Below are 21,422 nucleotides of genomic sequence, written 5' to 3' on the forward strand. Positions count from 1 at the left end.
CCTCGAAGGTCGAGCGAGCAGGGCGATGGCCCGACGGTCACCGGTGCACTCGAACCACCATCAGCTCGAGTGAGACAAGGGTGCACCAATGAGCATCGACGACCCGCTCCTGCCCGCGCTGCCCGACGGTCATGTCGTCATCGACGTCGTGCCGCGCACCGGCGGCTCGCTGAACACGGTGCACGAGGTCCGGCTGGCGTCCGGCGAGTCGCTGATCGTCAAGCGGTACGCCGACTCGGAACGGCCGGCCCAGGCCAAGGAGGTGTACGTCTACGGCCTGATGGCGGCCCTCCCCCAGGTGCCCCGGGTCGTGCACGTGGACCCCGTACAGCGAACGACGGTCCTGACTCTGCTCCCGGGCCGGCCGATGTGGGAACGCGCCCCGGACCCGGTGGCGGTCCGGGCCGCCTACCGCAGGATCGGCGAGTTCCAGGCCGCCCTGCACCGCATCCACCTGCCGGCCTACGGCCGCCTCACCACCGGCATCGTCGACCCGGCAGCCGACAACACGACGTACATGCGCCGGAGGTTCGCCGGCCAGCTCGCCGAGTTCCTCGCCGCCGGTGGCCCCACAGACATCCACGACGCCGTGGCGGCGCGGGTGGCGGCGAGCGGCCGCTGCCTCGCCGCCTGCACCGCCCCGGTGCTGTGCCACAACGACCTGCACGAGGGCAACGTCCTGGTCGACGACGCCGGGGTGGTGACCGGTTTCGTCGACGTCGAGAACGCAGAGTCCGCCGACCCGATGACCGACCTGGCGAAGACCATCCAGTTCGACGACGCGCCGGAGAAGCGGGCGGCGCTGCTGGACGGCTACGGCCCGCTGCCGCCGTACGGCGCCGAGCGCATCGACCTGTACCGGGTGTTCCACGCCCTGGAACTGTGGACCTGGTTCACCTCGATCGGCGACCGGGAACGCCTGCCGGCGCTGCTCACCCACCTGAGATCGGCCGGTGCACGACGCCGGTGAGGAAGATGTCCACACCGGCCAGGAACTGCTCGCGATCGTCGTGCCCGGCCAGCAGCGCGGCCGACTCCTGGACTGCGGCGTCGGCGTCGTGCCGCGCCCACCGGGCCGCGAGCCTCTCCAGGTAGGCCCGCCGGGCGGCGTCGTCGGGGGCCCGGCGGGCGCCCGCCGCATGCTGGGCGGCCGCCCCCAGCACGTAGTTGACCAGCGCCGACCCGGCCTCGGACAGCGCCGCGCCGCGGGCCCCGAGACGGCGCAGGTGCACGCCGAGGCTGGTCCAGATGCCCAGCACGGCGGGCTGGAACGGCTCCCGCGACAGTTGCGCCCCCACCCACGGGTGGGCGTCGATCGCGTCGAAGACGCCGAGGGCCAGCGCACGGATCGCCCGCCGCGGATCGTCGTCGCCGGGGTGCGCGGTCACCCGGCCGATCACGTCCTCGGCGGCGGCGGCGAGCAGCTCGTCCTTGCCCGCGACGTGGTGGTAGATGGCGCCCCGCCCGGTCGCGAGGCGGGCGGTGACGGCCCGCACGGTCAGACCCTCCTCCCCCGCGGTGTCGAGGATCTCGACGGCCGCCTCGACGATGCGCTCCCGGGAGAGCGCGTCGGTGCGCCGGGGGTTCCGCTGCGGCGGGGAGGTCATGCCCCCATCTTGACACAGTTGGACCGGCGGTCCAATCTAGGGATCGTTGGACCGCCGGTCCAAAAGAAGGGAAGACCATGATCACTCCCGTCACCGTCATCGGCGCAGGCCTCGGAGGGCTGACCCTGGCGCGGGTCCTGCATCGGCACGGCATACCGGTCACCGTCCACGAAGCGGACCCCTCCCCCGGCGCCCGCACCCAGGGCGGCCAGCTCGACCTGCACGAGCACAACGGCCAGCGCGCCCTGGAGATCGCCGGCCTGACCAGCGAGTACCGGGCGATCATCCACCGGGGCGCCGGCGCCCAGCGGGTCCTCGACCGGCACGCGGCAGTCCTGGCCGAGCTGCCCGACGACGGCTCGATGACCCGCCCGGAGGCGCTGCGCGGCGACATCCGGCGCATCCTGCTGGAGTCGCTGCCCGAAGGGACCGTGCGGTGGGGCCGCAAGCTGCGCTCGGTGACCGCCCTGGGCGGCGGACGGCACGAGCTCACCTTCGCCGACGGCGCCACCCTCGTCTCCGAGCTGCTGGTCGGCGCGGACGGCGCCTGGTCGAAGGTCCGGCCGCTGCTGTCGGCCCACACCCCGCGGTACGCCGGCATGAGTTACATCGACACGTATCTGCACGACGTCGGCGCCCGGCACCCGGCCGCCGCCGAGCTGGTCGGCCCCGGCGCCATGTATGCGCTGGTCCCCGGCCGGGGCTTCCTCGCCCACCGGGAGCCGGGCGACGTCATCCACACCTACGTCGTGCTCGACCACCCGCCGGCCTGGTTCGCCGGCCTCGACTTCACCGACGCCGTAACCACGAGGAAACGGATCGCCGCCGAGTTCGACGGCTGGGCGCCCGGGCTCGTGTCGCTGATCGCCGACAGCGACACCGATCCGGTGCTGCGCAGCATCCACCGGCTGCCCGACGACCATCGCTGGGACCGCGTCCCGGGTGTGACGCTCCTCGGCGACGCGGCCCACGTGACGCTTCCCGGCGGCGAGGGCGCGAACATCGCGATGCTCGACGGGGCCGAGCTGGGCGAGGCGCTCGCCGCCGGCCCCGGCAGCATCGAGAAGGCCTTGGCGGCGTACGAGCGGAGGATGTTCTCCCGCAGCGCGGAGGAGGCGCGGGCGGCCCGGGAGACCATCGACCTGATCTTCGGCGACGGGGCCCCGCACGGCCTGGCCGCCCTCTTCGCTGGAGCCGCCTGATACCGGCAGCCGGCCGGCGGCCCGGTACCGCCGTAGGCTCGACGGCATGACGACATTGCAGTATCAGTGCGCCATGTCGCTCGACGGTTTCATCGCCGGCCGCGACGGTGACATGTCGTGGCTGGACACCGGGACCGCGCCCGGCGAGACGAATCCGCTGGTGGCTCAGGTGGGCGCGGTGCTCAGCGGCGCCCGGACCTACCATGGCGACGACCCGAACGCCGGGACCGAGCAGGAGGGCGGCTACGACGGGCAGTACACCGGGCCGACCATCGTGCTCACCCACCACGTGCCGCCGTCCGCCCCGCCGGGCGTGACGTTCGCCGACGACCTCGGCAAGGCGATCGAGCTGGCCCGGGAGGCGGCCGGCGACAGGCTGGTGAGCGTCCTGGGCGCGGATGTCGCCCGCCAGTGCATCGCGGCCGGCCTGCTCGACGAGGTCCTCGTCCACCTCATCCCGGTGCTGCTCGGCGACGGGGTGCGGCTCTTCGACAATCCGGGCGGCGATCCGGTACGCCTGGAGGTGCTGGAGTCGGGTCCGCTGATGGTCCGCGCCCGGATCGTCCGCTGACGCCTACCGGGTGCCGAGCACGGCCGCCGCGGTGAGCCGGGCACGGCCGGCACAGCCGGTCACCGTGATCCGCACGTGCCGGCCGAGCCCGGTGAACTCGGTGCGCCCGCCGGTGGCGTCGCGGGCCACGGTGGTCCAGCGGCGCCCGTCGGCGGACGCCTCCACCCGGTACCGGACGTCCCGGGCCCCGGCGAAGGCGGGGGTGACGCCGGTCAGCTCCCGCTGCCGTCCCAGGTCGACCCGCCAGGACGCGTGCCCGGCCGGCGCCCAGCGACGTCCTCGCGCGTGGTCGGACGGGATCTCCTCGGCGGTGTACCGGCTGTAGTTGTAGAGGCGTTTCGCCTGCGGCAACGGCCGGCCGGTGACCTTGGCGGCCAGGTCGCACGGCCCGTTCGCGTACAGGTGCGCGTGGTCGCCCATCACATAGTCGACCACCTCGGTACGGTCGTCGCCGCACACGTCACCGCGCATCATCCGCCCGTCGACGCCGAACGTGGCGATCCGCTCGCCCGTGCCGTCCCAGATGCCGGCCACCTCGCCGCAGCCCCGGTTCCAGGACAGCAGCAGGTCGGAGTACGTGCCGTCCCAGTTGTGCAGGGGCTCCAGGACGGTCCCCCAGCAGCCGAGGGTGGTGCGGTTCTCCTTCCACAGCGTCTGCCCGGCGGCCGAGACGAGGTAGAGGCCGTCCTTGCCGGTGGCCGACGTGCGGTCGACCCGGTCCAGTCCGGCCACCTCGAGCCCGGGCAGCTCGGGCCGGAAGTCGCCGAGCCCGACCTGCTGGGCCTCGACGGCATCGGTGTTCTGCCACAGCGCCCTGCCGTCCCACCGGTACGCGTTGGTGCTGTCCCCGCCCTTGCCCGCGCCACCGAACACGATGTCCTCGCCACCGTCGCCGTCGATGTCGCCGACCCCGATCGAGTCGGGGTGGTCGGCCATGTCGGCGGTCCACAGCAGCTCGCCGTCCGGCGTGAGGATGTCGTATCCGGCGATCAGCTCCTGCCGGCCGTCGTCGTCGAAGTCGTGCGGGTACGGCCGGTGCCCGGTCACGCCACGATGCGTCCACAGCAGCGTGCCGTACTCGTCGGTGGCCCAGACCTGCTCGTACCGGTCCTTGAAGACCAGGTCCCGCGGGTGGTCGAGGCCGCGGAAGTTCGCGATCACGATGGTGTCCCAGGCGTTCGGGCCGGGCACCGGGAACTCGCGCACGAGAGTGCCGGTCCGGCCGTCGAAGACCCGGAACATGCCCTCCATCACGGCCAGGACCTCGTTGTCGCCGTCACCGTCGAGGTCGTAGATCTCGGCCGGGATGTCGGTGCCGTTGGTGGTGACCCGCGGATCCGGGGTGCCGGCCTGCCACATCGGCGCGCCGGTGCCGAAGTCGTAAGCGGTGAGCGCCTGCACCTGCCGGCCGATGTAGGTGTCGCTGGCCAGATAGGTGGGCTGCATGGTGATCAGGTCGAGCCGGCCGTCGCCGCTGACGTCGCCGAGCAGCAGCCGTGCGCCGGTGCCGCCCGCGCTGGTGTCGATGCTGGTGATCAGCTGCGGCCCGGCCGCCGCCGCCCGGGCCGGTGCCGCGGGGGCGACGAGCGCGAGGGCGGCGGCGGTGAGCAGGGTAAGGACGCGTCTCACAGCAGATGTCCGGCGAGCGCGATGTTCTGGGTCCGCAGGGCGCCGGCCACGAGTCCGGCGATGCGCTGTGCGCCGTACGTCTCGAAGTGGGTGTGGTCGCTGCAGAAGTACTGCCCGACGAGCCCGGACGTGTAGTCGCCGTTGTTGGGACACAGCTTGACCGCGTTGTAGTGGTTGACGCTGAGCGTCTGCAGGTCGATGACCGGCGATCCGGTGGCCGCGCCGGCCGCGACGGTCTGCGTGACGAAGCCGCGGTTCTTGACCGCGGTGCTGCCCGAGCAGGTGATCGCCGCGACCGGGGTGAGCAGCACCGGGTAGGCGCCGCGGGCCTTCGCGGTCTGCGCCATCATGGTCATCAGCTGCTGGTAACGGGCCGTGCCGACGTGCCGGGGGCAGGTGGTCGAGCCGTCGTTGATGCCGAACTGGATGAACAGGTAGTCACCGGCCTTCATCCCGTCGAGCACCCGCTGCCAGCGGGCCGAGGCGGTGGTCGAGCTGAGGACGCACTCGCCGTTGGAGCCGATGGTGGAGGTGACGCCGCCTTCGTAGAGCCAGGTCTGGATGCTGCGGCCGCCGAGGGCCAGGTTGTTGACGACGACGTCGCTGGTGAACAGCGCGTCGAACTGGGCGCCCCAGCCGACCGGGCAGGCGGCGGCCGGGTTGGCCATGGTGGAGTCGCCGGCCAGCCAGACCGTGGTGGTCGCGGCCGCCGCGGCGGCGGACGCGGGCCGCTCGCCGCATCCGGGCAGTCCGGGCGCGGCGGCGGGCGCGGTCAGGATCAGGGGTACGGCCAGAGCGGTGACGATGAGTCGCCGGAGCATGCGCATGGTTCCTCCGTGTGGGGATGCACGTCTGCCGGCGGACCGCGGCGGTCGGGGGATGCGGTGACGCGGGCAGGCCGCGAAACGCCGGGGATGAATCGTTTCACGGCACAGGGACCCTATCAGCGTAGGTATTGAGAAGTTTCGATGTCAATTGGCGATGACGGTGGCGGTCGAGCCGTCGATGGAGAACTCGGGCGGCCGGGGTGAACACGATGCTCGGGTCACGCAGCACTCCCGTCGGGGCCCGTCCCTTTCAACACGGTCGGTTTCCCCGCGATATGCGGAGCGCGGCCGGGCACGTCCACCGGTCGATCGGCAGTGTTCAGCACCGATCGCACTCGAACACCGCGGGCGGCGAAACCGGCCAGCGCGATCCCGGCCGGCACCAGCAGGTAGATCCCGCTGAGCGCCAGGGTCGCTGCCGTCAGGGCGCTGCCGGCGACCGCTGTCGCGCGGGTCCACCCGCCGGGCAGCAGCCGGACCGCGGCCAGGGCGCCGACGAACATCACCGCGGCCAGGCACGCCGACGTGGCGCGCAGCAGCGGGTCCAGGCCGACCGGCAGCACCAGCACGGCGGCGCCGAGCACCGCGATCGCCGCGCCGAGCACGGTCAGGCTGCGGTGCGGCGTCGCGATCCGGTGCGGCAACAGCCGCTGCCCGGCCAGCGCCACCCCGAGCCGGGACGCCCCGGCGAGGTACGTGTTGACCGCGCCGAAGGTCAGCACCAGCGCCGCGATCCCGGTCACCGGCCCGGCGGCCGCGCCGAGGCCCGTGGCTGTCATCGCGGTCAACGGAACCGGCGAGGACGCCGCGCCCGAGCCGACCACCGTCACCGCCACACCCAGGTAGATCACCGCCACCGTGACCAGGGTCAGCGCGGTGGCCGTCAGCAGCCGCCGCCCCTCGAACTCGGCCGACAGGTGGCTCGCCGCCTCCCACCCGACGAACGCGAAGATCAGCACGCCGATCGCGCTGCCGACCCCACCGAGGCCGTGCGGGAGGAACGGCTCGAACCGTTCGGCCCGTACCGCCGGCACGCTCGCCACGATCGCGGCGGTCAACACCGAGAGCAACAGACCGACCATCACCACCTGGGTACGGCCACTGGCCCGCAATCCGGCAGCGTTGGTCACCAGCGCCGCCGCCAGCAGGCCGAACGCGATCACCACGGCCGCCCGCCCGTCCCAGCCGAACGCGTCCGCCGCGTAGACGCCGCCGGCCAGCGCGCCCGCGAGGGTGCCGATCGGCACGGCCACGAAGAACCACCAGCCGACCGCCGCGTACGCCCCGCGCCCGAGCGCCTTCCCGGCGAAGTGCGCCACCCCGCCGCCGTCCGGATGCCGCAGCCCGAGCAGCGCGAACGTGAACGCGACCGGAACGCTGACGACCAGCAGCGCCGCCCACGCCAGCACCGACCCCGGCCCGGCCGCCTGTGCCGCCAGGTGCGGCAGCACCAGCATGCCCGGGCCGAGCACACCGCCGAGAACGGTCGCCGTGCCCTGCCAGACTCCCAAACGATGCCCTGTCATGCGTACGACGCTAGGCATCTGTTCGGTGTGATCGTCCGCATGCCGAACGTTTGCTCGGAATCGATGGCGAGAATGGGTGGATGGACGAACTAGACGCGCGAATCATCGGCCTGCTGCAGTCAGATGCACGGTTGTCGAACCGGGAGTTCGCCCGGCGGCTCGGCATCGCCCCGTCGACTTGCCTGGAACGGGTCCGCGCCCTCACCCGGCAGGGGGTGATCCGTGGCTATCACGCCGACATCGACCCGGCCGCGCTCAACCGGGGCGTCCAGGCCATGGTGTCGGTGCAGGTGCGGCCGTTGAGCCGGGCCGTCATCGACACGTTCAAGGCGTCCGCCGGGAAGATGCCCGAAGTGCTGCACGTCTTCGTGCTGGCCGGCGGTGACGACTTCCTGCTGCACATCGGCGTGCCCGACCTGGACGCGATGCACGCGTTCCTGCTCGACCGGCTCAGCAAGCGCCGGGAGGTGGCCGGCTTCCGTACCTCGGTGATCTTCCAGCAGGTCAGCAACCCGGCGCCGGGCCTGCTGCCGTCACCCTGACCGGGATCTCCGCCACGGACCTCGACAACCGGCGCCGGCCGCCCGTCAGCTCCGGCCGGCGCCCTCCCCGGCGGTACGCAGACACTGGTCGAGGCGCTGCAGGAAGACGTCGAACGGCTCGTCGGCCCGCCAGGTCTGATAGGCAGTGGCGGAGGCGGCGTGGGCGAGATTGAGCCGCAGGATCGCGGTCATCTCCTCGCCCGCGCGGGCCCGGCCGAGCACCCACGCGTGCAGATCGGCCCGGAACCGCTCGCCGAAGTCCTGTGTCGACTGGGCGAGCGCCGGCGACTGCGCCTTGAGCCGCCGCTGCAGCGGCATCCGGTCGCCGAGCCGCTCGGTGAACGCCATCAGGATCGCGGTCAACGACAGCCAGAGCGGCTCGTCCGCCGGCCGCTGCGCCATCAGCGCCCGCCAGTTGTCACGCTCCTCCGGATCCTGATCGAAGACGACGGCTTCCTTGCTCGCGAAGTAGTTGAAGAACGTCGCCCGGGACACGTTCGCCGCGGCGGCGATCTGCTCGACGGTGACGGCTTCGTAGCCGTGCCTGTCGAACAGCGCCAGCGCGGCGGCCCGGATCGCGCGCCACGTCTCCAGCTTCTTGCGCTCCCGCAGGCTCATGCCCTGATCGTACCCGATCTAGATTCCGTCGATTTTTAGACGCCGTCTAGTTTTCGGATATGGTGGGCGGCGACACCCGCCACGAGAGGACTTCCCATGAGCAAGGTCTGGTTCATCACCGGCACGTCCCGCGGTTTCGGCCGCCGCTTCACCGAGGCCGCACTCGGGCGCGGCGACCGGGTGGCGGCCACCGCCCGCGACATCGGCGCCCTCGACGACCTGGTGGCCGAGCACGGCGAGGCGATCCTGCCGATCACGCTCGACGTCACCGACCGGGAGGCCGCCGAGGCAGCGGTGCGGGCGGCGCACGAGCGGTTCGGCCGGCTGGACGTGGTGGTCAACAACGCCGGCTACGGCCTGTTCGGCATGGTGGAGGAGCTCAGCGAGGAGCAGCTGCGCGCCCAGCTGGAGACCAACCTGTTCGGCGCCTTCTTCGTCACCCGCGCGGCCCTGCCGATCCTCCGGGAGCAGGGCAGCGGCCACATCGTCCAGATCTCCACGATCGGCGGCGTCGGCGCCTTCCCGTCGCTCGGCGGATATCACGCGTCGAAGTGGGCGCTCGAAGGACTCACCGAGTCGCTCGCCCAGGAGGTCGCCGGATTCGGCGTCAAGGTGACGCTGGTCGAGCCGGGCGGCTTCGCGACCGACTGGGGCGGCTCGTCGGCCGCGCACGCCACGCCGCACCCCGCCTACCAGCCGATCCGCGACGCCGTGGCGGCCCGTCGCGGGCAGGCGCAGCAGGGCGATCCAGCCGCCGCCGGGCCGGCGCTGCTGCGGATCGTCGACGCGGAGAACCCGCCGCTGCGCGTGCTGTTCGGGTCGCAGCCGACGCAGCTCGTCAAGCATCTGTACGCGCAGCGCCTGCAGACGTGGGCCGACTGGGAGCACGTCTCGCACGCCGCCCAGGGCTGAGCCGTTACTCACATGCACTCGGTGGAACTTTGCACCGGGTGCATGTTTCTGCCTAGGCTGCGAGTCGTGGACGAGGGCGAGGGCGGGCTGCGCGAGCGCAAGAAGCGGCAGACCTGGAGCGCGCTGCGGGAGGCCGGGCACCGGCTGGCCGCCGAGCGCGGTGTGGAGAACGTCAGCGTCGAGGAGATCGCCGCCGCCGCGAACGTGTCGAAGCGGACGCTGTTCAACTACTTCGACAGCAAGGAGGAGCTGCTCTTCGGCCCCGACCCGGAGGATCCGGAGCGGCTGGCCGCCCTGGTCCGGGAGCGCCCGGCCGGCGAACCGCTGTGGAGTTCGCTGCGCGAGGTCGTCGCCGGTTACGTGGCCGTCCACGAGACCCGCTTCCGGCTGCACAAACAGTTCCGGTATGCCAGCGGCGGCGTCCTCGAACCGGCGCTGGCCGCCTGCGTCGCCGGGCGCGGCACCGGTGACCCGCTGCACGACGAGCTGCTCACCAGGACGGCCATGACGGTCCTGCGCACCGCCTTCGCTATGTGGCAGCCCACCCAGGACTACGCCGAGCTGAGCCGGCTCGTCCGGCACGGGTTCGACCTGGTCGCCGCCGGGCTCGGCACCGACCGGGCACCGGTCCGATGAGCGGCCCCACGGCGGCGCGGCCGCGGCTCGTCCTCGCGGTCCTGGCCGCGTCCGGCACGGTCGTCGCGATCATGCAGACGATCGTGGTGCCGCTGCTGCCGTCGCTGCCCCGCCTCACCCACAGCACCCCCACCGATGTCAGCTGGCTGCTCACCATCACGCTGCTCACCGGCGCGGTGTTCACCCCGCTGCTCGGCCGGGCCGGCGACATGTACGGCAAACGCCGCGTCCTGCTGGGTGTCCTCGGCCTGCTCGTGGTCGGCTCGGTGCTGCTCGGCGCCGGCTCGCACCTGGCCGTCATGATCCTCGGCCGGGCGCTGCAGGGCGCCGCCCTGGCGGTGATGCCGCTGGGCATGAGCATCCTGCGGGACGAACTGCCCCCGGAGCGGGTGATCTCCTCGGCCGCGATCATGAGCTCGACCCTGGGCATCGGCGCCGCGTTCGGCATCCCGATCGCCGCGGCCGTGGTCGACTACGTGGACTGGCACACGATGTTCTGGGTGTCGGCGGTCCTGAGCCTGGTGCTGCTGATCCTGATCCGGCTCGTGGTGCCCGAGTCCCCGGCCCGCGCGCCGGGCCGCTTCGACGTCCCCGGCGCGCTGGGCCTGACCGCCATGCTGGTGTGCCTGCTGCTCGCCGTGTCGAAGGGCGCCACGTGGGGCTGGTCGTCGCCGCGGACGTGGGGCCTGTTCCTGGCCGCCGCGCTGATCGCCCCGGTGTGGGTGTGGTTCGAGGGGCGTACGCTGCAGCCGCTCGTGGATCTGCGCACGTCGGCCCGGCCCGCGGTGCTGTTCACGAACATCGCGAGCCTGCTCGTCGGGTTCGCCTTCTACGCCAACACCCTCGCCACCGCGCAGCTGGTGCAGGAGCCGGTGTCCACCGGGTACGGCCTGGGCCTGTCGGTGATCGTCAGCGGCCTGTGCCTGATCCCCGGCGGGCTCGCGATGGCGCTGCTCTCCCCGGTCTCCGGCTGGATCTCCGGACGCCGCGGCCCCCGGTTCACCCTGCTGCTGGCCGGCACGGTGATGGTGGCCGGCTACGCCACCCGCATCGTCACCAGCCGGAGCCTGTGGGCCATCGTGGCCGGGGCGCTGGTCGTCGGCGCCGGCACCGCGCTGGCCTACTCGGCGCTGCCCAGCCTGATCATGCAGGCGGTGCCGATCCACGAGACGGCGGCGGCGAACGGCATCAACACGCTCATGCGCTCGATCGGGCAGGCCGTGTGCAGCGCCGTGGTCGCCACCATCCTGGCGAACCTGACGATGCCGATTCCCGGCGGGGCCGCCCCGTCGCTGCACGCCTACCAGGTGGTGTTCGCCACGGCCGGGGCGGTCGCGCTCGCGGCTCTCGTGGCGGCCCTGTTCATCCCGCGGCGGTCGGCCGGCCGTACCCCGCGGGTCGATGATCGTGACAAGGTGCTGAGCCCGGCCGAGGCCGGCTAGCTAGGCGCTCTCCAGGGTCAGCTCGAAGACGCTGCCGCGGGGCTGGTTGTCGCGGTGGGTGACGGTGCCGTGGTTGGCGCCGGCCAGGCTCGCGACGATGTGCAGGCCCAGGCCGTGGCCCTTGGCGCCGCCGGTCTCGTGGGCGCGGGTGTAACGGTCGAACAGCCGCGACCGCAGCCCGGCCGGCACCCCCGGGCCCTCGTCGTGGACGGACACCGTCACCGTGGCGTCGCCGGCCCGTACGGTGATCCCGGTGGCGCCCCCACCGTACTTGGCGGCGTTGGTGATGAAGTTGACGACGATCTGCGTCAGGTGCGCCGGGTTGACCAGCACCCGGAGCCCGTCGGGGCAGTCGACCGGCACGTCGGCCTCCAGCGCCTCGACGGCCTCCCGCAGGGCCGGCCCGAGCAGCACCGGCTGCCGGCAGGCGGTGAGCGTGCCCGAGTCGAGGCTGCACATGGCCAGCACGTTGTGCCGCAGCTCGTCGATGCGGTGCGCGGACTTGCGGATCCGGCCGATGAGCCCGAGCACGAACTCCGGCAGCGGCTCCTCGCCGAGCAGCTCGCTGTAGCCGGTGATCGCGGCCAGCGGCGTGCCGATGTCGTGCGACAGCATTCCCATCAGGTCGAGTTTCAGCAGGTTGGCCTGCTCCAGCTGCCGGTTGCGCTGCTGCAGCTCGCGCTGGGCCAGCAGCCGCCCGGTGATGTCGGCGTTCGTCTCGATCACCTCGGTGCCGCCGTCCGGGGCGGGCCGCCGGGCGTGCCGGCTGAGCACGGTGATGGTGTGCCCGTCGGCGCACCGGTGGGTCAGCTCGCCCTCCCACGTCCCGGCGGTCTCCAGCGCCTCGCGCACCTCGGCGAGGCCGTCCGGGAACCCGGTGTGCAGCAGCTGGTGGATGTCCTGCCCGGCGACGGCGGCGGCGGGCCACCCGTACATCTGCTCGGCCCCGTTGTTCCAGAAGCGGATCGTGCCGTCGTCGCCGCGCACGATGATCGCCGCGGGCGCCGCGTCGATCAGCTCGGCCTGCCGCCGCAGCTGCCGCTGAGCCGCCCGGCGGGCGCTGATGTCGTGCAGGAAGGCGTGGTAGACGGGACTGCCGACGTCGGTGACCTGCACCGTGTACTCGACCGGGAAGTAGCGGCCGTCCCGGTGGCGCACCGGCATCTCCATCCGGCGGCCGGCCAGCTCGGACCGGCCCCCGGCGCGCACCCGGTCGATGTCCGCGTTGTACCGGTCCCGATGCTCCGCCGGGATGATCAGCTCGGTGGCGAGCGCGCCGATCGCCTCGTCGCGCGTCCAGCCGAACAGCGCCTCGGCGGCCTGGTTCCAGTCCACCACCAGGCCGCGGGCGTCGGTCGACACGTACGCGTCGTGCGACGCCTCCAGCACCGCCCGCATCGTCGCCGCCGCCTGCTGGGCGTCGTCGGCCGCCTTGATCAGCGCGATCTCCGAGTCGACGGCCGCCGCCAGGTCCTCCAGGGTCTCCAGCTCGGCGGCGGTCCACTTCCGCGGCTGGCCGTCGATGGCGCAGAACGCGCCGAGGGTCTGGCCGTCCAGCCGGATCGGCATCCCCGCGTACGCGATCACGCCGATCTCGTCGATGGCCCGGTTGTCGCGCAGCCGCTCGTCGTCCCGGGCGTCGGTGACCACCAGCGGCGCGTCGTCGTCGACCACGTACTGGCAGAACGAGTGCGACAGCGGCGTCTGGCCGGCGTCCGCCCACGGCTGCGGCAGGCCCAGCTGGCTCGCGAACACCTGCCGCTCGTCGGTGACCAGCGACACCAGCGTCGTCGGCACGCCGAGCAGCCGCGACGCCAGCCGGGTCAGCCGGTCCAGGCCGGGCGCGGGCGGCAGCGTCAGCAGACCGGTGGACGCCACGGCCGCCAGCCGGTCCGCCTGCGCGATACGCCGTTCGGTGTCCACCGCGGTCCTCCCGACTCCCGTCCGACCTATCGGCAGCAACCGGCCGGGACCTGAGCGGCGGGTTTCCGGCACCCCGCGCCGGGGCATCGATGATCCCGATGAACAGCGGAGACCTGATCGACGGACGGTTCCGGCTACAGGACCGGCTCGGCGCCGGCGGCATGTCGGTGGTGTGGCGCGCCCACGACGAGGTCCTCGGCCGCGACGTCGCCGTCAAGGTGCTGTCCCCCGCCGTGGCCCGCGACCCGGCACGGCTCGCCGACATCCGCGACGAGGCACGGGCGGTCGCCCGGCTGCGGCACCCCGGCATCGTCGAGGTGTACGACTACGGCGAGGCGGGCGGTCTGCCGTACCTCGTGATGGAGGTCGCCGAAGGCCGCACGCTGGCCCAGTTGCTCACCGGCGGGGCGCTGCCCTGGCCGACCGCCGTGGTCATCTGTGCCCAGGTGGCCGCCGCGCTCGCCGCCGCCCACGATCGCAGCGTCGTCCACCGGGACGTCAAACCCGCCAACGTGGTCGTCTCCGGCGCCCGGGTGAAACTGCTCGACTTCGGCATCTCGGCGGTGTCCGGCGCCGACGACCGCACCGCCGGCCACCTGCTCGGCACCCCCGCCTACCTGGCGCCGGAACGCCTCGAACACGGCGTGGCCCGCCCGGCGACCGACGTGTACGCGCTGGGGCTTCTGCTCTACCGGGCGCTCGCCGGACGGCTGCCGTGGGCCGCGTCGACAGCCACCCAGATGCTGCGGGCCCACCGCTATCAGGAGCCGTCCGGGCTGCCGCCGGTCGCCGGGCTGCCCGCCGAGGTCGCCGAACTCTGCCGCCGATGCCTGGCCAAGGATCCCGCGTACCGGCCCGCCGCGGCCGAGGCGGCCGAGACGCTGGCCGCCGCGGTGGCCATGGACCCGGCGATCCTCGCGCTGCCCGGCGCCCCGCCGGAGCGGACGCCGGAACACCCGGCCGCCCCGGCCGCGACGGTCGCGATCTCCGCCACCCCGCACCGGCGGGTCCTGATCCTCTCCGGCATTACGGTCCTGGCGGCCGGGGCGATCGCCGCGGTGGCGCTGCCGACGGACTCCGCCGGGCCGGTGGCTCGGGCCGCCCTGCCGGCCGCCTCCGCCCCCGCGTCCCCGTCGGCCGCCTCCGGCCCGGGGAAGCGGGAGTGCGCGGTCGGCTTCGTCGTCGCGACCGCCGACGGCCGGTTCACCACCAAGGTCAGTGTCGCCAACACCGGTGACGTGCCAATTCCCGCGGCCGCGCTCACCTTCACGCTCCCCGCCGACCAGCGGCTGGCCGACGGCGCCCCCGGCGTCTGGCGGCAGAAGGGCCGGACCGTCACCGCCCGCCTCGCCGACCTCGCGCCGGGCCACGACCACACCGCCACGGTCCACGGGACCTTCCGGGGCGCGACAGCCCCGCCCCGCGACTTCCATCTCGACGGCACGGCCTGCCGGGTCACCCTGGCGGTGGCACAGTCCGCGCCACAGCCGGATCCGCCCGCGCCGGCCGCGGCACCGCCTGCGCCGGCGCCCGCCGGACCGCCGGCGAAGAAGCCCAAGAAGCCGAAGTGACCTCGCCGTAGGTGACCATCACCAGCGCCGATGTCCCTCCTGGCCCATACCACCGCGGAGGTACGGCCACCCGCACCGTCGCCGACCGGACACCGCCGGGCAGCCACCGGTCACGACGAGAGGCGCCGCACCCACCGACTCCGTCTCGCGACCTTCAAGTCATGGCTTCCCGGCTCGCGGCCTTCCGACTCGGCTTCACGACCCTCCTACGGTCGCCCGTCACGCGGCCTTCCGTATCGCGGCCTTTCGGTTCCCGGCGTGCCGCCGCACGGCCTTCGGCTCACGCGGTGCCGCCGCACGGCCTTCGGCTCACGGTTCGAGGACGAAACGGCCGAGAACGTCGCCGGCGTCCATGCGGCGGTGCGCTTCGGCGGCCTGATCCAGTGGCAGCACGTCGTGGACCACGGCGTGCAGCTCACCGCGGGACACGGCGGCGAAGTGCTCCGCCCGTACCGCGTCCCGTGCCTTGACCGGAACCGTGTCGAGGCTGAACGTGGCCACCGACCGCGACTGCTGGAACGCCGCCATCAGGCGCATCCCGAAGTCGGCCGGCGGCATCCCGCCGACCACGCCGACGATCACCATCCGCCCGTTCGGGGCGAGCCGGTCGATGAAGTCCGGCAGGCCGGCCCCACCGACGATGTCGACGACGACGTCGAACGAGCCGGGCTCGCCGGCGCCGGAGCGGTCCAGCACCCGGGTCGCGCCCACGTCACGAAGCCGCTCCCCGCGTTCCGGCGAGGACGTGGTCACCGCGACCACCGATGCTCCGCCGCGGGCGGCGAGCTCCACCGCCGCGATGCCGATGCTGCCGGAGGCGCCCCGGACCAGCACGGACTCCCCCGCGGTGAAACGCGCGTGGGCGAGTGCGAAGTGCGCGACCGGGCCGGCGCTGCCGATCGTCACCGCGTCGACCGCGCTGAGCCCGTCCGGGAGGGCGACGACGTCGTCGATGCGGGCCAGCGGCCGCTCGGTGTAGCCGCCGCCGGCGCCGGTGAACGCCCACACCCGGCGCCCCAGCCACGACGCGCCGACCCCGGCGCCGACCGACGTCACGGTGCCCGCGACCTCACTGCCGGGGATCCAGCCGGACGTGAACCCGTACCCTCCGAGGGTCCCCCGCCGGATTACCGCGTCGACCCCGCCGACACCGATCGCCTCGGCCGTGATCACCACCTGCCCGGCCGCCGGCTCAGGCGCGGGAACGTCGACGACCGCCATCCCGCCCGCGTCCCCGAACCGCTGAACCGCCACTGCTCGCACCATCGTCTCCGCCTCCGCTCGTACGCTGGAAAGCTAACGGACGCCGGCGTCCACTTACCGGAAGTGAGAAGGATGAGCCAGCAGACGCCTCACCTGCTGCGGGCCGACGCGCGCGACAACCGCGACCGCGTCCTCGAAGCGGCCCGCACCCTCTTCGCCGAGCAGGGCCTGGCCGTGACGATGCGCCAGATAGCCCGCCGCGCGGAGGTCGGCCCGGCCACCCTGTACCGCCGCTTCCCCACCAAGCAGACACTCGTGGAGGCGGCGTTCGCCGACGAGGTCCGCGCGTGCCGGGGCATCGTCGAGTCCGGTTGCGCGGCGCCCGACCCGTGGCGCGGCCTCTGCTCGGTGATCGAGGGCCTGATCACGCTGAACGCCCGCAACCACGGTTTCACCGAGGCCTTCACCGCGGCCGCCCCGGACGCCGACGTGTTCACCACTCACCGGGCCGCCCTGCTGACCCTGCTCACCGGTTTGATCCGCCGGGCCCGGGAGGCAGGCGCCCTGCGCCGCGACGCGACAGTCCACGACCTGGTCCTGATCCTCCAGGCCGGCCGCGGCCTGTCGGCCCTTCCCCCGGCCCGCCGCGACCAGGCGGCCCGACGCTTCGCCACCTTGGTCATCGACGGCTTCCGGCCCGTCGTCACGAGCAGGCCACAACTCGCCGGCCCAGTCCCCAGCCAACCGTGACCCGGGACCCAACGCCTCGCCACCCTGACCGTCGACAGCTTCCGCCCTGTCACCACCATCGGGTCGCCGCCACGAGCCACGACGGCCGCAGGCTCGCCGTATTCTTCACCTTCGCGGCGAGCCAGGGCCGCCTCGCTGTTCCTCGCCCCCGGGCCACACCGTGATCGCGTTCCGGGCCTCGGCTCGTTGCGCGCATGGTGGTATGGCTTGGCGGATGTGGGAGACGGTGAGCGCAGGCCGGTCCGGGGCACGGGTCACTCGACGCAACGGCGTGTACCGCAAGGAGTCGGACGACCCCGCGACGGATCCGGCCGGCGAGGGAAACCGGTTGCTGTGGTTGCGCCGACACGGCATACCCGCCGCCGAGGTGCTCGACTGCCGGCCGGGCCTGCTGGTCACCGCCGCGGTCCCGGGCCGTTCCGCAGCCGCCCCGTGGCCCGCCGAGGCACGCGAACGCATCATCGACGCGCTCGCCGAGCTGACCGTCGCGCTCCACGCATTGCCGGTCGCCGGATGTCCCTACGACCGCCGCCTCGCGGTGACGATTCCCGAAGCGCTGGCCGCCGACATCGATCTCGGGAACCTGGACGCCGAACGTCGGGGATGGAGCCGTGACCGGCTGATCGCTCGCCTGTTGTCCACCCGTCCGCAGCACGAGGACCTCGTGGTCTGCCACGGCGACCTGTCCCTGCCCAACATCCTGCTCGACCCGGTCACCGACCGGGTGTCCGGCGTGATCGACGCCGGCCGGCTCGGCGCGGCGGACCGCTGGGCCGACCTGGCGATCATCACGAGGTCGATGACGAGCCGGTTCGGCAGCGCGGCGGCGGACCGCTACCTCGACCGCTACGGCGTGGACCCGAACCCGCAGAAGACCGACTTCTACCGTTTGCTGGACGAGTTCTTCTGACCACGGCGCCCATCGGGGATCCCGGCACGGGGACGGTGCTCGGGAAGGGGACCGTTTACGGCACCACGGACGCGCTGCCGATCCGGTCGTGGATCGACGAGTTGCACCGGTCGCCGCGGCCCCTGCCGTCACGGGTGTGAGCACTCGGATCACGGTGACCGACGGTGTGGAGGTGAGAGGATGCTGGGAACTTTTCGCGATCGGGCGACGACTGGTGTGGTGACCCCGCTCACGTGGGTGGGGTCCTTCGGCGTACCACCGGGTGAACCGGCACGTCGACTGCAACCCCCGGATGCCGGTGCGCCTGCCGCGTGCCGCCGACACCTCGACGAGGACAGCCGATGGCCATCACACCCGAACTCACCGAGAAACCGGTCCCCGCGGCCGACTCGGGCCGGCGTACCCCGAGCGCCCGCACGTTCGGACCCCTGCTGTTGCGTCTGCACTTCTACGCCGGTGTGCTGGTCGCGCCGTTCATCCTGATCGCGGCGACGACCGGTCTGCTGTTCACCATGGTCCCGACGCTCGACAGGATCGTCTACCGCGCCGAGCTGGTCGTCGCCGACCCGGGCGACACCACCCTGCCGGTGTCCCAGCAGGTCACGGCAGCGCGGGCCACCCACCCCGACGGAGACCTGATCGGGGTACGTCCCGGCGAGGGCGACCGCACCACCCAGGTCGATTTCAGCTCGCCGGGCCTGCCCGAGGAACACCTGCACACCGTGTACGTCGACCCGTACACCGGAGAGGTCACCGGGCAACTGGAGACGTGGTGGACGGCGACGCCGCTGAACACGTGGCTCGACCAGTTCCACCGTGACCTGCACCTGGGCACGACCGGGGAGCTGTACTCGGAGTTCGCCGCCAGCTGGCTGTGGGTGCTCGCGCTCGGCGGCGTGGTGCTGTGGTGGCGCCGGCAGCGCGGCAACCGTACCGCCCGGCGGCTGCTCGCCCCGGAACTCGCCGCGAAGAAGGGTGTCCGCCGGACCCGCAGCTGGCACGCGGCCACCGGCCTGTGGATCACGGTCGGTCTGCTGATCCTGTCGGCGACCGGCCTGACCTGGTCCGGATATGCCGGCGCGAACTTCGCCGCCGCCCTGGACTCGCTCAAGGGCAGCCGGCCGTACGTCGCCACCGAACTGACCGCCGCCCCGGCCGCCGCGTCCGGTGGCCATCACAGCGAGGGTGGCGCCGCGGCCGTGCCCGCTGTCGACCCGACGGCCGTCGACACCGTCCTGGCCGGTGCCCGCGCCGCCGGAATCGACGGCCCGGTGCAGGTCAGCCTGCCCACCGACGACGCCAGCGCCTGGACGGTCACCCAGACCGACAACGTGTGGCCGGTCCGTTTCGACAGTGTCGCCCTCGACAGCACCGGCAAGGTCACCGACCGGGTCGACTTCGCCGACTGGCCGTTCCTGGCCAAGCTCACCTCGTGGGGTGTCCAGGCGCACATGGGCCTCCTGTTCGGCCTGTTCAATCAACTCGTTCTCGCCGCTCTGGCGATCGGCCTGATCACCGTCATCGTCTGGGGATACCGCATGTGGTGGCAGCGCCGGCCCACCCGCGCCGACCGGCGCGCGCCCGTCGGCGCCCCGCCGGCGCGCAGCGCCTGGCAGCAGCTGCCGTCGTGGGGCATCGTCGTCGGGGTGCCGGTGGTGTTCGCGCTCGGCTGGGCGCTGCCGCTGTTCGGCATTCCGCTGCTGGCGTTCCTGGTGGTGGACCTTGTCGTCGGCGCGGTGCGCGGGCACGGAACGCCGCCGGAGGTCCCGGTGTCCCCCGCTCCCGCCGGAAGCTGACGCCCCGCCAGCTCCCCGTTCGCGCGGGGACAGGACCGTTCCGGAAGGGCGGCTTCCACGAGCCGCCCTCCCCGTCCGGCTGTCCGCACAGGACACCGGACACCAGTCCGGACGCGCATGGCTGTCGCCCGGCTCGGAGCCGGTAGAGGGCGGTCCCGCTCTGCTGGACATCCTCGACGGCGTGGCCCGCAGGCGCAGGACACGGGACCTCGCCGAGCAGATCCGCGCCCTCCTCCAGCGGGCGGCCCGCTGACCCCGGCCGGGCCACGCGGACCGCCTGCTTCGTAGAGCTGGCACTACCCCGTTTCGGGGCGTCTGCTGCAATGACCGGACCGCGGAATCTCGCAACGATCGATGCATGACAACGGACACCGTCAATGTTCCGAAGACCATGCACGCTCTGCGCGGCCCGGCACTCGTCCTGACCGCGGTCGTCGCCCTGACCGGCTCGGGAGCCGGCGCCGCCGTGGCGGCAGAACGGCCCGCCGGCTCGCCGGCGATGCGGGCGGCAGCCCGGCAGGTGCTGGACGCCGGCACCCCCGGATACCTGGCCCGCATCGACGACGGCCGGCGGATCGCGGTGACCGCCGCGGGGGTGGCCGATCGCCGGACCGGACGGCCGCTGACCGAGCGGGACCAGTTCGAGATCGGCAGCAACACCAAGACCTTCACCGCTGTCCTCGCGCTTCAACTCGTCGACAGTGGACAGCTGGAACTGGACGCGCCGATCGGGAGACATCTGCCGGGTGTCGTCCCGAACGGCGACGGCATCACGGTGCGGATGCTGCTCAACCACACCAGTGGCCTGTTCGGTTACACCGCTGACCCGGATTTCATCGCCGGCATCCTGCGAGACCCGCACCACGTTCACACCGAGCAGGAGCTGCTCGACGTGGCCTTCCGGCACGAGCCCCTCTTCGCCCCCGGCACGAGCTGGTCCTACTCCAACACGAACTACATCGTGATCGGAGCGCTGCTGCGGAAGATCACCGGCAAGAGCCTCGCCGAACTGGTGCAGCAGCGCATCGCGGCGCCCCTCGGCCTGCGCCACACCTATGTCGCCGATCCACGGGCGACCGGCACCGGCCGCGGTTACGCCCACGGCTACTCGATCTCGTTCGCCGGCCCGGAACCCGTCTACACCGACGTCTCGGCCTGGCCGCTCGGCGGATTCGCCGGCGCGGCCGGAGCGATCATCTCCACCCCGGGCGAGCTCTCGCACTTCTTCTCCTCCCTGTTGAGCGGAAAGTTGATCTCGGCACGGCAGCTCCGGCAGATGAAGACCACGGTTCCTCTGCCGGAGGACTGGGGCAAGGGCGGATACGGCCTGGGCCTCATGCGGGTCGACTCGCCGTGCGGGACCGTGTGGGGCCACGGCGGCGACACCCTGGGCCACCACAGCACCGCCGTGACGACCGCCGACGGACGCCGCAGCGCCGTCACCGACGTGACCGCCAACCTGGGCGACACCACACCGAACGAGGGTGCGATCCGTTTCCGGCAGGCCGCCTCGGCCGCGGAAACCGTGGCCACCTGCCAGATGCTCGGCAAGCCCGTCCCGGGCGAGGTGTTCGACGCCCTGAACGGCGGCTGATCACCGCCCCTCGGCCGTGTCCCCGGCCGGCTGCCGTGACGGTGGCCGGCCGACTTGCCGTGACGGTGGCCAGCCGGCTGCCATGACGGTGGCCGGCCGACTGCCGTGACGGTGGCCGGGCGGCTGCCGTGACGGTGGCCGGGCGGCTGCCATGACGGTGGCC

Annotated in this window: 19 protein-coding genes; 12 read left to right on the forward strand and 7 right to left on the reverse strand. The window is 72.9% G+C overall.

Features of this window, described 5'->3' with window-relative positions; all coding sequences use genetic code 11:
• Positions 1-88: 88 nt before the first annotated feature.
• A complete protein-coding gene (locus BM290_RS39765; protein WP_093621152.1) occupies positions 89-970 on the forward strand; it encodes a phosphotransferase family protein in 882 nt (293 codons plus the stop codon).
• Here BM290_RS39765 and BM290_RS39770 read toward each other — a convergent pair.
• Positions 933-1,607 carry a TetR/AcrR family transcriptional regulator gene (locus BM290_RS39770; protein WP_093621153.1) on the reverse strand — a complete coding sequence of 225 codons (675 nt, stop codon included), beginning with the start codon at positions 1,605-1,607 and terminating at the stop codon, positions 933-935. The genes BM290_RS39765 and BM290_RS39770 overlap by 38 nt on opposite strands.
• Before the next feature lie 77 nt (positions 1,608-1,684).
• Between BM290_RS39770 and BM290_RS39775 the strand changes: the two genes are divergently transcribed.
• Positions 1,685-2,809, forward strand: coding sequence for an FAD-dependent oxidoreductase (locus tag BM290_RS39775; RefSeq protein ID WP_093621154.1), 1,125 nt, complete (start codon positions 1,685-1,687; stop codon positions 2,807-2,809).
• 46 nt (positions 2,810-2,855) lie between these two features.
• On the forward strand, positions 2,856-3,380 hold the full coding sequence (locus BM290_RS39780; RefSeq protein ID WP_093621155.1) for a dihydrofolate reductase family protein: 525 nt from the start codon (positions 2,856-2,858) through the stop codon (positions 3,378-3,380).
• Positions 3,381-3,383: 3 nt separating this feature from the next.
• On the opposite strand, the gene BM290_RS39785 is transcribed toward BM290_RS39780, so the two are convergent.
• From BM290_RS39785 to BM290_RS39795, 3 genes are all read right to left on the reverse strand, one after another.
• Entirely contained in the window at positions 3,384-5,009 is a 1,626-nt protein-coding gene (locus tag BM290_RS39785) for a discoidin domain-containing protein (protein WP_093621156.1), read from the reverse strand.
• Positions 5,006-5,830: a GDSL-type esterase/lipase family protein gene (locus tag BM290_RS47750; protein ID WP_203779814.1), complete on the reverse strand. Its 825-nt coding sequence runs from the start codon at positions 5,828-5,830 to the stop codon at positions 5,006-5,008. Before BM290_RS47750 ends, BM290_RS39785 begins: the two co-directional genes overlap by 4 nt.
• A gap of 224 nt (positions 5,831-6,054) precedes the next feature.
• Positions 6,055-7,362 (reverse strand): APC family permease, encoded by a 1,308-nt coding sequence (locus BM290_RS39795; protein WP_093621157.1) that lies wholly within the window; start codon positions 7,360-7,362, stop codon positions 6,055-6,057.
• A gap of 80 nt (positions 7,363-7,442) precedes the next feature.
• On the opposite strand from BM290_RS39795, the gene BM290_RS39800 reads away from it, so the two are divergent.
• Positions 7,443-7,904, forward strand: a complete 462-nt coding sequence (locus BM290_RS39800; protein ID WP_093621158.1) for an Lrp/AsnC family transcriptional regulator — start codon at positions 7,443-7,445, stop codon at positions 7,902-7,904.
• Between the two features lie 45 nt (positions 7,905-7,949).
• Here BM290_RS39800 and BM290_RS39805 read toward each other — a convergent pair whose 3' ends face one another.
• Entirely contained in the window at positions 7,950-8,522 is a 573-nt protein-coding gene (locus BM290_RS39805; RefSeq protein WP_093621159.1) for a TetR/AcrR family transcriptional regulator, read from the reverse strand.
• 96 nt (positions 8,523-8,618) lie between these two features.
• Between BM290_RS39805 and BM290_RS39810 the strand changes: the two genes are divergently transcribed.
• The 3 genes from BM290_RS39810 (at position 8,619) to BM290_RS39820 (ending at position 11,512) form a co-directional block, all read left to right on the forward strand.
• The gene (locus tag BM290_RS39810) at positions 8,619-9,434 is read left to right on the forward strand and encodes an SDR family oxidoreductase (protein ID WP_093621160.1); all 816 of its coding nucleotides are present in this window, start codon (positions 8,619-8,621) and stop codon (positions 9,432-9,434) included.
• Between the two features lie 66 nt (positions 9,435-9,500).
• Complete coding sequence (locus BM290_RS39815; RefSeq protein WP_177320091.1) at positions 9,501-10,070, forward strand: TetR/AcrR family transcriptional regulator; 570 nt, start codon at positions 9,501-9,503, stop codon at positions 10,068-10,070.
• Positions 10,067-11,512, forward strand: a complete 1,446-nt coding sequence (locus BM290_RS39820; RefSeq protein WP_093621162.1) for an MFS transporter — start codon at positions 10,067-10,069, stop codon at positions 11,510-11,512. The genes BM290_RS39815 and BM290_RS39820 overlap by 4 nt, the downstream gene beginning before the upstream one ends.
• On the opposite strand, the gene BM290_RS39825 is transcribed toward BM290_RS39820, so the two are convergent.
• Positions 11,513-13,435: a sensor histidine kinase gene (locus BM290_RS39825; RefSeq protein ID WP_093621163.1), complete on the reverse strand. Its 1,923-nt coding sequence runs from the start codon at positions 13,433-13,435 to the stop codon at positions 11,513-11,515.
• 98 nt (positions 13,436-13,533) lie between these two features.
• On the opposite strand from BM290_RS39825, the gene BM290_RS39830 reads away from it, so the two are divergent.
• The gene (locus tag BM290_RS39830) at positions 13,534-15,006 is read left to right on the forward strand and encodes a serine/threonine-protein kinase (RefSeq protein WP_093621164.1); all 1,473 of its coding nucleotides are present in this window, start codon (positions 13,534-13,536) and stop codon (positions 15,004-15,006) included.
• 309 nt (positions 15,007-15,315) lie between these two features.
• Here the strand turns inward: BM290_RS39830 and BM290_RS39835 are convergent, their stop codons facing one another.
• Positions 15,316-16,260 (reverse strand): zinc-binding dehydrogenase, encoded by a 945-nt coding sequence (locus BM290_RS39835; RefSeq protein WP_203779812.1) that lies wholly within the window; start codon positions 16,258-16,260, stop codon positions 15,316-15,318.
• A gap of 81 nt (positions 16,261-16,341) precedes the next feature.
• Between BM290_RS39835 and BM290_RS39840 the strand changes: the two genes are divergently transcribed.
• From BM290_RS39840 to BM290_RS39855, 4 genes are all read left to right on the forward strand, one after another.
• Complete coding sequence (locus tag BM290_RS39840) at positions 16,342-16,959, forward strand: TetR/AcrR family transcriptional regulator (RefSeq protein WP_093621165.1); 618 nt, start codon at positions 16,342-16,344, stop codon at positions 16,957-16,959.
• Positions 16,960-17,161: 202 nt separating this feature from the next.
• Positions 17,162-17,869: an APH(3') family aminoglycoside O-phosphotransferase gene (locus BM290_RS39845; RefSeq protein ID WP_307837983.1), complete on the forward strand. Its 708-nt coding sequence runs from the start codon at positions 17,162-17,164 to the stop codon at positions 17,867-17,869.
• A gap of 341 nt (positions 17,870-18,210) precedes the next feature.
• On the forward strand, positions 18,211-19,665 hold the full coding sequence (locus tag BM290_RS39850) for a PepSY-associated TM helix domain-containing protein (RefSeq protein ID WP_093621167.1): 1,455 nt from the start codon (positions 18,211-18,213) through the stop codon (positions 19,663-19,665).
• A gap of 358 nt (positions 19,666-20,023) precedes the next feature.
• Positions 20,024-21,259, forward strand: a complete 1,236-nt coding sequence (locus BM290_RS39855; RefSeq protein WP_093621168.1) for a serine hydrolase domain-containing protein — start codon at positions 20,024-20,026, stop codon at positions 21,257-21,259.
• Positions 21,260-21,422: the final 163 nt, after the last annotated feature.

Source organism: Actinoplanes philippinensis (genome assembly GCF_900113015.1).
Classification (GTDB): Bacteria; Actinomycetota; Actinomycetes; order Mycobacteriales; family Micromonosporaceae; genus Actinoplanes; species Actinoplanes philippinensis.